The sequence below is a fragment of the Anthropogastromicrobium sp. genome, assembly GCF_037349415.1.
Taxonomy (GTDB): Bacteria; Bacillota; Clostridia; order Lachnospirales; family Lachnospiraceae; genus Anthropogastromicrobium; species Anthropogastromicrobium aceti.
In genome coordinates this window covers 65,189-79,384 of record NZ_JAXWCK010000034.1, presented here as the reverse complement: position 1 = coordinate 79,384, position 14,196 = coordinate 65,189, and the positions used below count along the sequence as shown (strand labels likewise).

At 42.3% G+C, this 14,196-nt stretch carries 20 protein-coding genes; all 20 read right to left on the bottom strand.

Translation table 11 applies throughout. From position 1 onward, the window contains the following. Positions 1 to 82 precede the first annotated feature (82 nt). Complete coding sequence (locus WJP93_RS07695; protein ID WP_066562674.1) at positions 83 to 1,495, bottom strand: hypothetical protein; 1,413 nt, start codon at positions 1,493 to 1,495, stop codon at positions 83 to 85. Positions 1,496 to 1,514: 19 nt separating this feature from the next. Continuing rightward, on the bottom strand, positions 1,515 to 2,129 hold the full coding sequence (locus WJP93_RS07690) for a hypothetical protein (RefSeq protein WP_066562678.1): 615 nt from the start codon (positions 2,127 to 2,129) through the stop codon (positions 1,515 to 1,517). After that, on the bottom strand, positions 2,107 to 2,397 hold the full coding sequence (locus tag WJP93_RS07685; protein WP_337547616.1) for a helix-turn-helix transcriptional regulator: 291 nt from the start codon (positions 2,395 to 2,397) through the stop codon (positions 2,107 to 2,109). Before WJP93_RS07685 ends, WJP93_RS07690 begins: the two co-directional genes overlap by 23 nt. A 238-nt stretch (positions 2,398 to 2,635) precedes the next feature. Then, positions 2,636 to 2,929: a HigA family addiction module antitoxin gene (locus tag WJP93_RS07680; protein WP_337547615.1), complete on the bottom strand. Its 294-nt coding sequence runs from the start codon at positions 2,927 to 2,929 to the stop codon at positions 2,636 to 2,638. A gap of 42 nt (positions 2,930 to 2,971) precedes the next feature. Continuing rightward, on the bottom strand, positions 2,972 to 3,256 hold the full coding sequence (locus WJP93_RS07675) for a type II toxin-antitoxin system RelE/ParE family toxin (RefSeq protein ID WP_337547614.1): 285 nt from the start codon (positions 3,254 to 3,256) through the stop codon (positions 2,972 to 2,974). 603 nt (positions 3,257 to 3,859) lie between these two features. Next, positions 3,860 to 4,819 carry a hypothetical protein gene (locus tag WJP93_RS07670; protein ID WP_066562686.1) on the bottom strand — a complete coding sequence of 320 codons (960 nt, stop codon included), beginning with the start codon at positions 4,817 to 4,819 and terminating at the stop codon, positions 3,860 to 3,862. A gap of 53 nt (positions 4,820 to 4,872) precedes the next feature. After that, a complete protein-coding gene (locus WJP93_RS07665) occupies positions 4,873 to 5,358 on the bottom strand; it encodes a hypothetical protein (RefSeq protein ID WP_066562687.1) in 486 nt (161 codons plus the stop codon). Between the two features lie 23 nt (positions 5,359 to 5,381). Further along, positions 5,382 to 6,440 (bottom strand): ParB/RepB/Spo0J family partition protein, encoded by a 1,059-nt coding sequence (locus tag WJP93_RS07660; RefSeq protein ID WP_337547612.1) that lies wholly within the window; start codon positions 6,438 to 6,440, stop codon positions 5,382 to 5,384. Further along, positions 6,424 to 7,131: an AAA family ATPase gene (locus tag WJP93_RS07655; RefSeq protein ID WP_337547611.1), complete on the bottom strand. Its 708-nt coding sequence runs from the start codon at positions 7,129 to 7,131 to the stop codon at positions 6,424 to 6,426. The genes WJP93_RS07660 and WJP93_RS07655 overlap by 17 nt, the downstream gene beginning before the upstream one ends. Positions 7,132 to 7,343: 212 nt before the next feature. Next, positions 7,344 to 7,805: a DUF6075 family protein gene (locus WJP93_RS07650; RefSeq protein WP_337547609.1), complete on the bottom strand. Its 462-nt coding sequence runs from the start codon at positions 7,803 to 7,805 to the stop codon at positions 7,344 to 7,346. A gap of 4 nt (positions 7,806 to 7,809) precedes the next feature. Then, positions 7,810 to 8,016 carry a helix-turn-helix domain-containing protein gene (locus tag WJP93_RS07645; protein ID WP_337547607.1) on the bottom strand — a complete coding sequence of 69 codons (207 nt, stop codon included), beginning with the start codon at positions 8,014 to 8,016 and terminating at the stop codon, positions 7,810 to 7,812. Then, on the bottom strand, positions 8,006 to 8,437 hold the full coding sequence (locus tag WJP93_RS07640) for a hypothetical protein (protein ID WP_066562696.1): 432 nt from the start codon (positions 8,435 to 8,437) through the stop codon (positions 8,006 to 8,008). The genes WJP93_RS07645 and WJP93_RS07640 overlap by 11 nt, the downstream gene beginning before the upstream one ends. 2 nt (positions 8,438 to 8,439) lie before the next feature. Then, positions 8,440 to 8,628, bottom strand: a complete 189-nt coding sequence (locus tag WJP93_RS07635) for a helix-turn-helix domain-containing protein (RefSeq protein ID WP_066562698.1) — start codon at positions 8,626 to 8,628, stop codon at positions 8,440 to 8,442. 82 nt (positions 8,629 to 8,710) lie between these two features. Next, complete coding sequence (gene trmD, locus WJP93_RS07630) at positions 8,711 to 9,505, bottom strand: tRNA (guanosine(37)-N1)-methyltransferase TrmD (protein ID WP_337547604.1); 795 nt, start codon at positions 9,503 to 9,505, stop codon at positions 8,711 to 8,713. 31 nt (positions 9,506 to 9,536) lie between these two features. Then, a complete protein-coding gene (gene rimM / locus WJP93_RS07625) occupies positions 9,537 to 10,046 on the bottom strand; it encodes a ribosome maturation factor RimM (protein WP_118614405.1) in 510 nt (169 codons plus the stop codon). Between the two features lie 89 nt (positions 10,047 to 10,135). Then, positions 10,136 to 10,363: a KH domain-containing protein gene (locus WJP93_RS07620; RefSeq protein ID WP_066563466.1), complete on the bottom strand. Its 228-nt coding sequence runs from the start codon at positions 10,361 to 10,363 to the stop codon at positions 10,136 to 10,138. Positions 10,364 to 10,421: 58 nt separating this feature from the next. Then, entirely contained in the window at positions 10,422 to 10,664 is a 243-nt protein-coding gene (gene rpsP / locus WJP93_RS07615; RefSeq protein WP_066563464.1) for a 30S ribosomal protein S16, read from the bottom strand. Between the two features lie 37 nt (positions 10,665 to 10,701). Beyond that, positions 10,702 to 12,054, bottom strand: coding sequence for a signal recognition particle protein (gene ffh, locus WJP93_RS07610; protein ID WP_227101298.1), 1,353 nt, complete (start codon positions 12,052 to 12,054; stop codon positions 10,702 to 10,704). Positions 12,055 to 12,087: 33 nt separating this feature from the next. Beyond that, positions 12,088 to 12,432 (bottom strand): YlxM family DNA-binding protein, encoded by a 345-nt coding sequence (ylxM, locus tag WJP93_RS07605; RefSeq protein WP_118614399.1) that lies wholly within the window; start codon positions 12,430 to 12,432, stop codon positions 12,088 to 12,090. 263 nt (positions 12,433 to 12,695) lie between these two features. Further along, positions 12,696 to 14,195 (bottom strand): L-arabinose isomerase, encoded by a 1,500-nt coding sequence (gene araA, locus WJP93_RS07600; RefSeq protein ID WP_066563457.1) that lies wholly within the window; start codon positions 14,193 to 14,195, stop codon positions 12,696 to 12,698. Position 14,196 lies beyond the last annotated feature (1 nt).

The window sequence follows — 14,196 nt, the reverse complement described above, 5'->3', positions numbered from 1 at the left end:
AAAAGCACCTACAAAAACGTATACACGTCTTTCGCAAAGTGCTTTTTCTTCTGTATCTTACTATCTTTTTTCTTGATTTTACTTATTTGGTTGCTCCGCAACCTGAGCACGTATATCCTGTAACTACTGTCTCATCCCATGCAGCCTGCGTTACCACTGTCTCATAATGCCCTGTTGCATCATGGTGTACAACTGTTGTCTCTGCATCATGATGAACCGTCTGATAAACGGCATCGTGATGAACCGTCTGGTAAACTGCATCATGATGAATAACTTCACCTGTTGGTCGCCATTCATCATGCCAGCTTGACCAACAACCAGCAGCCATATGAACTCCAACATCATCTCCCGGTTGAAATACATAACCACATGCATTGCATATTCCAACCCAACCATAAACCGGTTCATCATACGCATCTGAAATCATCACATTTTCGTCATATGCGTCCTGCACTAATCGCTGCTCATCCCACGCTGCTTTCGTCACAACTGTTTCATCCCACGCTGCTGAGTCCTCTTTCCATACTTGACTTGTGACAGCATCATGATGAACTGTTGTTGTCACAGCTACCCAGTTATGCGTATGTGCCGTTGTCGTTGGTGCTGCTGTTTCCGGTGCCTTTGTTTCTGAAGCTTTTGTACTCGGAGCAGCCGTCGATGGTGTTGTAGTCGGTGCAGTCGTTGAAGGAGTAGGCTTGCTCTTATTTGGTTTTGTCTCCGGGGCTTTGGTAGATGTTGGCTTTGTCTCTGGCGCTTTAGCGGAAGGTTCTTTGCTTTCTGGTACCTTTGCAATTTCCTGTGATGATTCTGTTGGGTCAGTTTCCTTTTCGTCCTCTACCTTTCCCTCAAGTGATTCTGCGGCACTTTCTATTTCTCTTGCTGCATCTTCCGTGTCCAAATCGGACACACCCGTGCTTGCTCCTAAATACAGCACCAGCCAGTGATTTGTTTCGGACTGGTAGCTGACTAACGGCAGACGATTATACTCGTCCTCTGTATACATTGCATCCAGCGTACTTTTTTGAAGCTGTCCGTCTACGCCCTGATACAATGTGATATCTGCATTCTCTGGAATTTGTAAGCTAAAGTCATACGGCTCATCAGCTGTCTGCTGATGAGAAACAAGATCATACAAGGCAATGGTGTCATAGTCCTGATAGTCTGCTGTCTGTGCTAGCAGCTGTGCAATGATTGGCTCATTCGCACTGATTCCAGTTATACTATATTCTTCTTTATCCAAACCCTCCTGAAGAGAAAACAACACAACATCAGGATCAGATTCTACTTCAACCGTTTCTTCTGTTGACAGCTCCGTTTCTGACACACTCTCTGCTGTGTCCGATTCGGACACAGAAACAGGCTCCAGCTCAACAATGATATATTGATCTACTATTTTGCTATTTTCTTCCGCCGTAATTGTACAAGTTGGTATAACTGCAAGTGATACAGTCAATAATCCAGATAGCCAATTTTTTCTATTTGTAAATCCGCTCATAATATCAATGTTCCTCCTCTCAATTTACCTCTGTCTCCGATTCGGACATTACTTCTGTTCCCTGCTCTAATAACGTATCCAGAATCAGCCAGCGCCCACAACCTGTTGACTGATAGGACACAGTTCCATCCGTTACTTCCAATGTTTCGGATACCAGTTCACCATCCTCATTTAACCTATACAGCGTAACATTCGTTTCCGGCTCAACCGTCATTGTAAAAGTAATTTCTCCTGCTGGTACAATTTCCTCTCCATTCTGATATGCCTGGGCATTTGTAATGTCAAAGTCCTGTACCTTCACATCTGGAAGCACATTGGCAAGCAATAAACTAATAATCGGGTCACTTGAGCTGATCTGTGTATAGCTCAATTCTACACCATCCGAAAATCCGATGATTTCCGGCACAGCAACTGTCAACATTTCTTGTGCATCAGTCATTGTTTCTGCGTCCGCTTCCGACGCACTTTCTTCTGCTTCTATTTCCCCTTCTACAGCTGTATTATTTTCCTGCATATCTGTTGGGTCTGCAAGTTCTATGATGATTGTCTGTGCGCCCTCTGGCTTTTCCTGGCATCCTGCCAGCCATGTGCAGCCAACCAATCCGATTAAACTATAGATCAGTTTTCTTCTCATTCTGCATTTCCTCCATCTCTTCATATTCGCTATCACAAATCGGTACAATATCTAATCGGTACCCCATGGTAACAAGCAACTGATTCACAGCCTGAACTGACGGCATAATCTTACCATTTTCATATCGGTTGATCGAAATCCGCGATACTCCAGTTATCCGTTCCAGTTCCGACTGGCTTAACTTATGCTGCTTTCTTAATTTTATATAATATTCCAATAAGCGCTTTGTCTGTTCTTCGGCAAGCTCTTTCAACCAAACATCATTCATAGAATCCCTCCTAACAATATTGTATCTTATAATATACAGTTTGTCAAGGGGATCTACTGGTTTATAAAGAAAAAGCACTGCCGACTGTGACCAGTTTCCGGCAATGCTCTCTCTTTATCCACTTGGTTCGATTATAGAATATCACACATTGCAAATGTCTGCAACTGTCACGAACTGTCATGAACTGTCACCGACTGTCACCAACTGTCACCAACTGTCACCAACTGTCACCCAACTGTCACCCAACTTGACAAACCGGAATCTTAGAAATTTCATTTGCCAACTGAATTTTTAAATTTCGTATATCAATATCATTTTGGAGATCCAAAAAGTAGCGATCAGATACTCCAAAAAATTTTGCCAGTCGAAGCGAAGTATCTGCCGTAATTTTCCTTCGATCATGCAGGATATCCTGCACCCGAGACAGCGGAACATTGATTGCCTGTGCCAAACGGTATGCTGAAATACCCAGCGGCTCCATGAACTCTTCTCTTAATATTTCACTTACTGTAGGAGTTGTAATATATTCCATAGATAAACCTTCCTTTCTGATTTAATTTCAGTATACACACTTTTACGAATGATAGTCCACAATCTCAACGTTAAAGAAATCATTTCCATCAACGTTGAAGCAAATGCGGTATTGAATATTGATACGAATGCTATATTGTCCCTCACGATCACCATGCAGCAATTCCAAGTGATTCGCTGGCGGAACTCTCAGATCCTCCAAACATCTTGCATTGTCGATCATCATCAATTTCCGCAATGCAATACGCTGTATTGTCTGCGGTAACTTCTTCGAAAAAATTTGGTTATATACTTTTTCTGTTTCTTTGTCTACAAAACTCTTTATCATACATCTATATTATACCTGTTTTACGTGCGCATGTCAAGCAGGTGTATGATTTATTTTTCTTGATGTTGTTTTTTGTCCGCTTGCGGACACCTTCTTATAAATAAGCGCTTCTCTTATGGTTTTCCAATTTCTTTCCGAAGCCACAGGAAGCTAAAACGGAAGAAGATATGCTGTTATGCAGCTTTTATTCTGCAATAGATTATCATTCATAAGTCAGGAAGGGTATAAAAGAAAGAAGGAGATATTCACCAGAAACTAAAGTACCTAAAAGCCTTGTTTTTACTCAATTTTTCTTCTCGCCTGCTGGAACAAAATTGGAATAAAGTTATCCACAATTATCCCACTTTTTAGAATGACCTCCCATTTTCGAGCCTCAAAATTAGAATGACTTCTGGAAACAGACCTCAAAATTGGAATGACTTTGATGTAAAAAAGCAGCTGACATGCCTGGTAATCTCCATGTCAGCTAGCTTCCCTATTTTATTGAGCGCGACCTTTCATTAATCTCTTCTCTCAAACAGTTATCTTTTGTTTTACTGTACGCAAAAAAGACTGCCTTCGTTCAGCCAGCCATTTTTACCGATTATCCATTATTTTGGGATTTTACATCATGCTCCATTGTGCTAATACTTTTTCCATGTAGTTGTTGTTTGTACGCCCTGTGAAATTCTGGAATGCCTGCGTGCCACTGGCAACTGCCATTTTCTTCGCACGTTGGAAGTTTGCAATTTCATTTCTCAGTACCTTATGTATGTACTTAGGATTCAGTTTTCCGGCTAATCCATCTCTTGCCTTTCCAATCAGGTACCCGAAAATATCTTCCGGCAGCACACCTGCTTTCTGCATTTCTGCAATGTCCTGACGGTACTGTTTCGCCAGTTCAGCAGTATCCCTTTTGGCAGCATCGGATTCATTGATCTTATTTCGGTTGCAAGCTGCATGTACTTTATGCCCAAGCTCTAATTCTGTATCTGTAGGCGCTCTCCACACTCGATCTGCTACGCCACGACGAATTGTGATCAAATACATTTTATCTTTAATTCCAATGTAAAACAGTTCTTTTAGCGCTGTCAAATATTTTTTTACTGCGCGAAGTCCGCATCCAAGCATCTTTTTCATTTTGTCTAAGAAACTTGCTTTTGCTTCCTTATATGTGCGTTGTCCAGAGCGACAGTATACCAATAATCGCATTGCCATAACTTTTTCATTTGCCTTCAACTTTCTAAATTTCTCCGAGGCAAACAGGCCATCTGCAACGGACAGATAGCCTTCCTTCTTTACTGACTCAATATCAGTACAGTCATTTCCTATAATCTGGATATCCCAGTCAATTTTGTCTGCCTTCCACAGATTTATTAATCCACAGTCACGCAACCGATACAAACTGGAATAGAAGCTTTGATTCGATATTTTCAATGCATTGCAGATATCCTTATAATAGATACCGGATACTGTTCCCGCATCTGTCTGGTACTGACAGATATGCAGAAAAACTGTAAGCTCTTTATTTGTCAGTCTGGACTCCTCCACTTTTCTCAGTACGCTTGCACGGATTTTTCTCATCTTCTGTCACTCCCTTCTTTCCAGTTTGTATCCTTACCAATCTTCTGAACTGATCATTTTTGTTCTTCAAACCGCCCCGCATTATACCAGTCCTGTATGTTTTTTAATGCTTGTCTCCGCAGGCGATGAATGGTTGTTTCCGAAAGTCCTGGGCCTTCCAATTCCTTATACATCTTCTTTTTGATGTACAGCCCCTCTAAGACAGCTTTCTGTTTTTGTGGCAGATGCAAATAGCACAAATGCACCTTCTGTACCCGATTATACGCTGCTAGTACACGCTGCATTTCTTCATACACGGCTTCACGGTATGCTTTCCTTTGTTGTTCAACTGCCTGACAAATCTGATCTAATCCCTTCTGGTTACTTCCTCCTCCGGTAACACCCAACCGAGGACTGCGCAGCTGGGTCAACTCAATTAGCTCATCATCTGCATCGTATTCTTTCGTCAGTTCTTTTAGTTGGCTGCGATATAGTTCCAGTAACTCTTCTTGCCGCAACAGAATCTCTACAATCTCTTCATATGTCAGTCCTGATTCCATAGATTCCCCTTTCCCCAACTCTATTACCTAATTTGCTGAAAATAATCAGCCAATCTTCGATGCATTTTTTCCCATTCTTCCAGCGCTGCATCTGTCTTTTGATACAATGCCAGGTATTCGTTTGCAAGATTCGTGGGAGACTCTTCTTTCTTTTCTTCCTTTTTTACTTCTTGCTCGGCATTTTGTTCTTCGTCCTCAATCAGCTCAAACGCATTTGCTGGTTCTGGCATTGGAATATATTCTTCCATATTCATTTGCCCTGGCAACTGCTCTTCCGTGTCCAAAACGGACACTACCTTTGGCTCCTGATTGGGACTCTTTGTCGTCTCTGTAATTTTCTTTTTAGGCAGCTGAACTTTCTCGCCTTTTTTAATCTGTTTCGCTGCCTCCTGTTGTTCTTCTGGCGCCATCCTTGCCAGCTCATCGGCTGCTGAAATTCCGATTTTACCTTCCTCCAGCACTTCCTTTAACTCCGGCTGCAAACTCGAATTGATATGCTTTAGTCGCGCGACATTTGTCTCTGACAGACCAGCTGTCTTTGCCACCAACTTACGCAATACGCGAGCTGTTATATTTTCGCTTTCAAGTTTGATTCCAGTAATCCGCGAAAACTTTGCACGTTCATCTGCTGATCCAGCAGCCAGCTCCTGAAGCAGCTGCTCCAACTCAACCACTTCCTGCATCTTTACATATGCAGATTTTTCTCTTTGTGAGTTTGTTATGATCAGGTTGATTCTCGCAATCAAATCATTGCCATCCTGCACATGACAAGGGAGCATTGCAAACTTTTCTTTTCCCTGATCAACCAGATATTTTGCCGCTGTCCAGCGGCGATGACCAGCGATGATTTCGTAGCGTTGTCCTGGTGCCTTCCGGCGCACAAGGAGCGGTTGCAGGATGCCTCCTGCAAGCTCGATTGCATCTGCCAACTCCTCAATTTCGGACATCGGATAAAAATTATAAGCAGATTCTTCTAAGTAACTATAGTTGATATACTGCACCTGATATCGCTGGTTTACAACTGGGGTTGTTTGTGTATTTTTATTCTTCATGCTTGCGAGTGCATCAGTTAACGAAGCCATATCCACATACCTCCTCTGTCAGATCTGCCATATCCGCAGTTACCCAATGGAACTTAGCTTTTTTCGCCATCGGTTTCTTGCGAAAGTTAGCGGCATCTACCATTGTGGAATATCTTACTAATGTCTCACACAATGGATAATTGTATGTCTGTACCAGTTTTGCCAAAAAATCTCTGGAAGCTCTGGACGTTGAAAACTCATTAATTACAACGTGTGCTGTTGATGGATCTGCCAGCTTTGACAATACGGTATCGATTCCTTCAATCGAGAAATTATCAAGCTTGATCGGAATCATAACCTGATCAGACGTCTGCAAAGCTGCTTTGGTCAGCTTTGAGAAAGCCGGTGCGCAATCCACTATACACCAATCATATTTCTCTTTGTACTGCTGGAGTACGCTTTCCATATTTTCTGGTTGCGGTGTCAATGACTCGCTATAAATGTTTCCTGGCAAAATATCTAATCTCTTATATGCGGTACGATACACGCAACGCTCCTGTCCATCTAATGCCTGTGCCAAACTTTTTTTCGTCAAATCGTAACGATCAAAGAATGATGACAAATTTCCCTGCGGATCACAGTCCATCATCAGCACACGATAGTTCATTGCTGATAAGTTATATCCTACATTTGCTGCCAGCGTCGTTTTTCCCACGCCACCTTTATTGTTGTAAAATGCGATTGTTTTCATTTTCGTCTGCTCCTTTTATTTTTCAATTCATTTTACAGTTACTTGTTGATATCTTTCTTTTTTATTTCTATATAAGACCTATAATTGTCGCTTGCTTCTTTGCTTATATATAGCTTTGACATATCTAAGACCTCAATCTGAAGGTGATTCCTCACAAGATTCTGGAACCATGCAATTTCGTTCTTCGTTCCGATTACCCTTATTTTCAGCACTCAATCTGCTCCTCCTAACAAATCGTACAACTCGTGATCATAGGAAACATACTCTGGGTAACGAATTTTGACCGCTTCCCAGAAGAATGGTGCATACATACAGCAAAATAATTCTTCTACTACATATTGCTTACATTCATACAGCTGCTTTTCTACGGACTCATTTTCATCTACGCTAGGTGTCCCGCCGCAAAAAAGATTGAATGCCATTCTGACTACTTTTTTGCTTCCACTTGTCTGCCAGCCTTCTTTCAGACATTCCGGCTTAATACAGTCTGTTTGCCAATCATAGATATTTTCAAAATTTCGTCTCGTATCACAGTTAATACCCAGGCAGTAAAAAAGTGCTTTATGATATTCATCTGGAGATTTATGGTATCTCTCTTTAAATTCCACTACCTTCCCACAAAAGAAACTATCGTGGGGGCTGCTAATAAAACAAATTTGGCTCTCATTATTCATCCGATTACTCTCCTGTTAATCTACGCTGTGCCTCATCAGCACTATAAGGTGTTCCGCCTCTTATGATTTCACGGTAAATTGTGGAAAAATGTACACCAATTTTTTCTGCAATTTCTGTTTTGGTACACCCTTCTTCAATCAGTCGCTGAATCTCTATTCTATCGACATACTTTAGTCTTGTGTGCTTTGTCTTTTTCTCTTTATTTTCCATTCAGTCTCCATTCTTTCAGCAGTTGCAACTCACCCAAAAGTGGCAGCGCTGCCTGATTTTCTTTCGCATAAGAAGCGTATATTTCCTGTATCAATGACCAGCTTGTTTCCAACTGCTCCACAGTTTTAGCTGCTTCTTTTTCTTTCCTTTTTGCATATGCAGCTGAAATGTTTGCCTGATAAACAATTACTTTCTGGAACAAAGATGCTACAAAATCGAGCTTTTCTTTTTGCGCCAAATAGGAAAGAAAATTTTTCCTTTGATGTTGTTTTAACCAGCCATCCAATGCACTATTTCCTGGTAACTCTTCTGCAAATGCCTGTATTACATCTGCTACTGGCATTCCTGCATTTGCTGTCATTCGGCACAATGTTTCATATTGCTTTTCTGTTAATTCTACCGTCACATGTCTAAGTACCATCTTTACGCACCTACATTCTTCTGTGCCTCATCGGCACTATAAGGCGTTCCACCTCGTTTTAACTCAACATAGATCGCTGCTCGTGTGACGCCAATCTCTTCTGCTATCTGCGATATTGGTAAATCAATTTTTACCAACTGTTCGATTTTCTGTCTTTCCTTCCAAGTGATTGTCTTCCCTTTTTTTCTCATTAGAATCAATCCTCCTTCCTTTTGGGGTAAAAGAAAAAGCGCTAAGGCTTTTTATCCTTAACGCTTTATATTTCTATAATTTCTATGAGAATGCGTCAGGATTTTTTCCTTTCGCATTCATTTTACAACTTACCGCTTTTTTATTTTTTTTAATTAGCTGTTCCCGAAGCCAATTCTTCTCTTTTTGTGTAAGCTCAGCATTCTTAAGAAGATCTGGGCGTTTTTTTGCTGTCCGAAGAATTGACTGCTCACGTCTCCACTTATCAATATTGCCATGATGACCTGATAGAAGTACAGGCGGAACTGACTCGCCCATGAAAACTTCTGGTCTTGTATATTGTGGATACTCCAGCAAATTTCCTTCAAATGACTCATCCTGCGCAGATGCTTCATTATTCAGTACACCTGGCACAAGACGCGAAATACAGTCAATCATCATCATCGCTGGAAGTTCACCGCCTGTAAGCACAAAATCGCCTGCTGAAACTTCATCCGTTACAATGAGATCAAGCACACGCTGGTCAATTCCCTCGTAATGACCGCAAAGGAATATCAAATCTTCTTCCTTTGCATATTCTTCTGCCAGCTTTTGAGAAAATGGTTTTCCCTGAGGTGTCATAAACAGCACACGCGGCTTTTTTCCAATGCGCTCTGTCAGATCCTTCCAGGCATCGTACACTGGCATAGGCTGCATTACCATTCCAGCGCCGCCGCCATATGGATAATCATCGACACGGTTATGTTTATTTGTGGAATAGTCACGTATATTGATGGCCTCCACTGAAATCAATCCTTTTTGGGATGCGCGTCCAAGAATACTCTCGCCGCAGGCGTTTGTAATCATCTCTGTAAACAACGTCAGCACATAATAATGCATGGAATTACCTCTTTCTTTTCATATTCACAGCTTAGTCAATTAGTCCAGCCATAACATGAACTGTCATTATGCCTTTTTCCAAGTCAACATCTAAGATACAGGAAGGAATAGCCGGGAAAAGCACCTTTCTTCCATCTAAAAGCTCTATCTCATAGACATCATTTGCGCCCGTCTGAAACACATCAGTACATTTACCAAGCTCTTCTTTATTTTCATCAACTACACGAAGTCCAATTAAATCAGTAATAAAATTCTCATTTTCACCACATGGAGTTGCCTGATCTCTTGTTATATAAAGCTCTGCCTGACGCAAAAGCTCCGCCTGATTTCGGTCTGCAATCTCCTCAAGAGAAAGAATGACCATGTTTTTAAAATACTTTGCACCGCGCACATGAATCAGACGGCTTTGTTTCTTTTCAACCAGACGCAATGTCTTCCAATGTGCAAACATTTCCGGCTCATCAGTTGTCGGGAATACATTAACTTCTCCCTTAATTCCATGAGCAGAGGAAATCACACCTACACGCAATAAATCTTCCATATTTTCTCCTATGATAGCATTACAGCTCATATAACTCATACATTTTAAAAATAAAACGTGCACCCCATCTCTGAAGTACACGTTTTTGATTACTCAATCTCTACACTAACCTGCTTGTTTTCTCTTGATGCCGCAGCTTTTACCACAGAACGGATTGCTTTTGCGATCCTGCCCTGCTTACCGATAACTTTGCCCATATCACTAGGCGCTACCTTCAGCTCAAGCACAAGTCCCTTCTCGGTTTCCTTCTCAGTAACCACAACTTCATCTGGGTTGTCAACAAGCGACTTAGCGATAACTTCTAATAGTCCCTTCATACATCTCTCTCATTCTGCTGCGCCCGCAACATTTGATAAAAGGATTCGGCACTCTTAATTATTTCTCAATACCAGCAACCTTTAATAACTTTGCAACTGTATCTGTCGGCTGAGCACCGTTTGCAAGCCACTGCTTAGCAGCCTCTTCGTCAAACTTGATTACGCTTGGTTCCTTAGTTGGATCATAGTAACCGATCTCTGCGATGAATCTTCCATCTCTTGGAGATCTCTGATCTGCAACTACTACTCTGTAGAAAGGAGCCTTCTTCTGTCCCATTCTCTTTAATCTAATCTTTACCATTGTAAAATTCCTCCAATTATTTAAAATTAATTATTTATTAAAAAGGCAGTTTAAATCTTCCTTTTTTTGCCTGCTTGCCCATCATGCCGGGCATCTGCTTCATGAGCTTGCGGCTCTGGTCAAACTGCTTTAACAGTCTATTGACCTCTACAACATCGACTCCTGCACCTTTTGCAATGCGGTTTTTTCTGGATGCGTTGATGATATCTGGATTGGTTCGCTCCTTCATAGTCATGGAACGAATGATTGCCTGGATTTTTTCCATCTGCTTCTCACTCTCATCCATGTCCGGCATATTTTTTGCATTTAAATTCATGCCCATGCCAGGAAGCATCTCCATGATCTTGCTAAGACCACCCATACTTTTCATCTGTTCCATCTGATCCAGATAGTCGTTTAAATCAAAGGATGCTTTGCGAAGCTTCTGCTCCATCTCCTTTGCTTTCTCAGCATCGACCTGTGCCTCAACCTTTTCAATAAGGCTCATGACATCTCCCATGCCAAGGATACGTGATGCCATGCGATCTGGATAAAACTGTTCCAAATCGGAGAGCTTTTCGCCCATACCAATATAAAGAATCGGCTTTCCCGTCACCTGACGAATAGAAAGCGCTGCACCACCTCTGGTGTCGCCATCAAGCTTTGTCAGGATTACTCCGTCTACGCCGATACGGTCATTGAAGGTAGTTGCCACGTTAACTGCTTCCTGTCCAGTCATCGCATCTACGACGAGCAACGTCTGCGTAACGCCAGCTGCCTCTTTCACATCTACAAGCTCCTGCATCATGGATTCATCAATCTGCAGACGACCTGCGGTATCAAGGATGACCACGTTTTGTCCGTTATTCTTTGCATGCTCGATTGCTGCCTTTGCAATGTCAACCGGACTGTGATTTGTTCCCATCGAGAACACCTCAACACCCTGTTTTTCACCGTTAACTTCCAACTGCTTGATTGCCGCCGGACGATAAATATCACAAGCAACCAAAAGTGGCTGTCTGCCTTTCATCTTCAGCTTTCCTGCAATCTTTGCTGCGGTAGTTGTCTTACCAGCACCCTGAAGACCAATCATCATAATGACTGTCACCTGATTTCCAGGCATCAGTGCAATCTCTGTTGTCTCAGATCCCATCAGGGAAACAAGCTCTTCGTTTACAATCTTTATTACCATCTGTCCAGGATTTAAACCATTCATTACATCCTGTCCGATTGCGCGTTCTTGGACTGACTTTACGAAGTTTTTTACTACCTTGAAGTTAACGTCCGCCTCGAGGAGCGCGATCTTTACTTCCTTCAAAGCAGCCTTTACATCCGCTTCTGTCAGACGACCCTTGCCGCGCAGATTTTTAAATACGTTCTGAAGCTTTTCAGATAAGCTCTCAAATGCCACTTTTGCAGCTCCTTTCTGCCTTTAACTTTACAGTTACAGCTCTTCGAGTATTGTCTGGCAAAGCCTGTCAATCTGTCCAAACAGCTTATCGTCTCTGCTCTTCTCATATGCTTTTGTAAGTTCTCTTAATTCGCTTACAGAAGATTTGAGTGTCACAAAGCGCTCTACCAGATGCAGTTTGTTTTCATAACCTTCCAGCAGCTTGTCACAGCGCCTTACCAGATCATGAACTCCCTGCCTGCTGATGCCGTGGATCTCTGCCACTTCACTCAGCGACAGATCCTGAAAAATAATGCTTTCGTAGATTTCCTGCTGATGCGGCGTAAGCAGCTCACCATAGAAATCATACAGCATATTGCGTTCTACAATCTTTTCCATCAAACATCACCTTCGCTACTATACACGAAAAAAGGAGAGCTGTCAAGTGTTTTTTCTTGACAGCCCGAAAGTTTTTCTATATTTGTTTCTGTTCACGGGACTATATTTCTAAAGCCCTTCGGTGTAATGGTTTCGTCGACGGACCAAATTCCGCAGGTTCCTGTTATATTCTTTCTCATTATACATTATTTTGAAAGACCTGCTTCAAGTGTCCGTCTCGTGAAATCCATTCACCTTCGGGCTTGGCCGTGAACTATATTATTTTACTTTCTGTATACAAGATTTCCCAGCATCAGATCCTTCTTCAGATTGCGAATGGTTGTCTCGTTGTCGATGTAGACAGGCTCGATTCCCATTGCTTCTGCCCAGTCGCCCATCTGCTCTGCTGTGAGGTCGTAGGTGAATGCTGTATGATGAGCACCGCCTGCTAAGATCCATGCCTCTGCTCCTGTAATAAGGTCTGGCTGTGGTGTCCAGAAGTTTGTTGCTACTGGAAGCTTTGGCATCGGCTTTTCTACCTTCTTGCAGTCAACTGTGTTGATTAACAAGCGGAAGCGATCTCCTAAGTCTACTAAGGAAGTTGCAATACCTGTTCCTTCCTTAGAAGTAAATACAAGACGCGCCGGATCTTCTCTGTCGCCCATGGACAGTGGCTGGCACTTGATGCTGATCGGACCGTCTGCGATAGATGGGCAGATCTCAAGCATATGAGCCTCTAAGATGCCTTCCTTGCCTGGAACAAGGTTGTAGGTGTAATCCTCAAGCATGGAGGTTCCCTTTGCATCCTTCATTCCAGAAGTCATGATCTTCATCAGGCGTACCATTGCGGCAACCTTCCAGTCACCCTCTGCACCAAAGCCATATCCTTTTTCCATAAGTCTTTGAATTGCAAGACCTGGCAGCTGCTTTAAAGCACCCAGATCACCAAAGTGAGTTACAATTGCCTGATAATTTTTTTCCTCAAGGAATCGCTCAAAACCAAGCTCAATCTGTGCCTGAACTGCTACATGCTTTCTAAATTCTGCCGGATCTCTTCCCTCCAGAAGAATATTGTACTTGCTATAATATTCATCCACCAGTGCATTTGTGTCTGATTCGGATACAGCAGCTACAGATTCTGCAATCTCGTTTACTGGATAAGCATCAATCTCCCAGCCAAACTTTAACTGAGCCTCTACCTTATCACCCTCTGTTACTGCAACATTTCTCATGTTATCAGCAACACGCATAACGCGGATATGACTGCTCTCTACAACACCAATTGCTGTGCGCATCCAGCTGCCGATCTTCTTTTGAAGCTTCTCGTCAGACCAGTGACCAACTACAACCTTACGCTCAATGCCCATACGTGTTACCATATGACCAAACTCTCTGTCACCATGTGCGGACTGGTTTTCATTCATGAAATCCATATCGATTGTGTCATATGGAATTTCCATGTTAAACTGAGTATGAAGATGAAGCAATGGCTTTCTGTACTCCTGAAGACCAAGAATCCAAGACTTTGCCGGAGAGAATGTGTGCATCCAAACGATCACACCTGCGCACTCATCATCGATATTTGCCTCGTTAAAGGTACGACGAATCAGCTCGTTTGTAATCAGTGTTGGCTTCCAAACAACCTCAAATGGAAGATTTCCAGACTCATTTAACTTCTCTACAATAATCTTGGAATGCTCTGCTACCTTCTGTAAGCACTCGTCACCATACAGATCCTGAGATCCGGTGCAAAACCAAAACTTATAATTTTTTCCTGTTTTCATA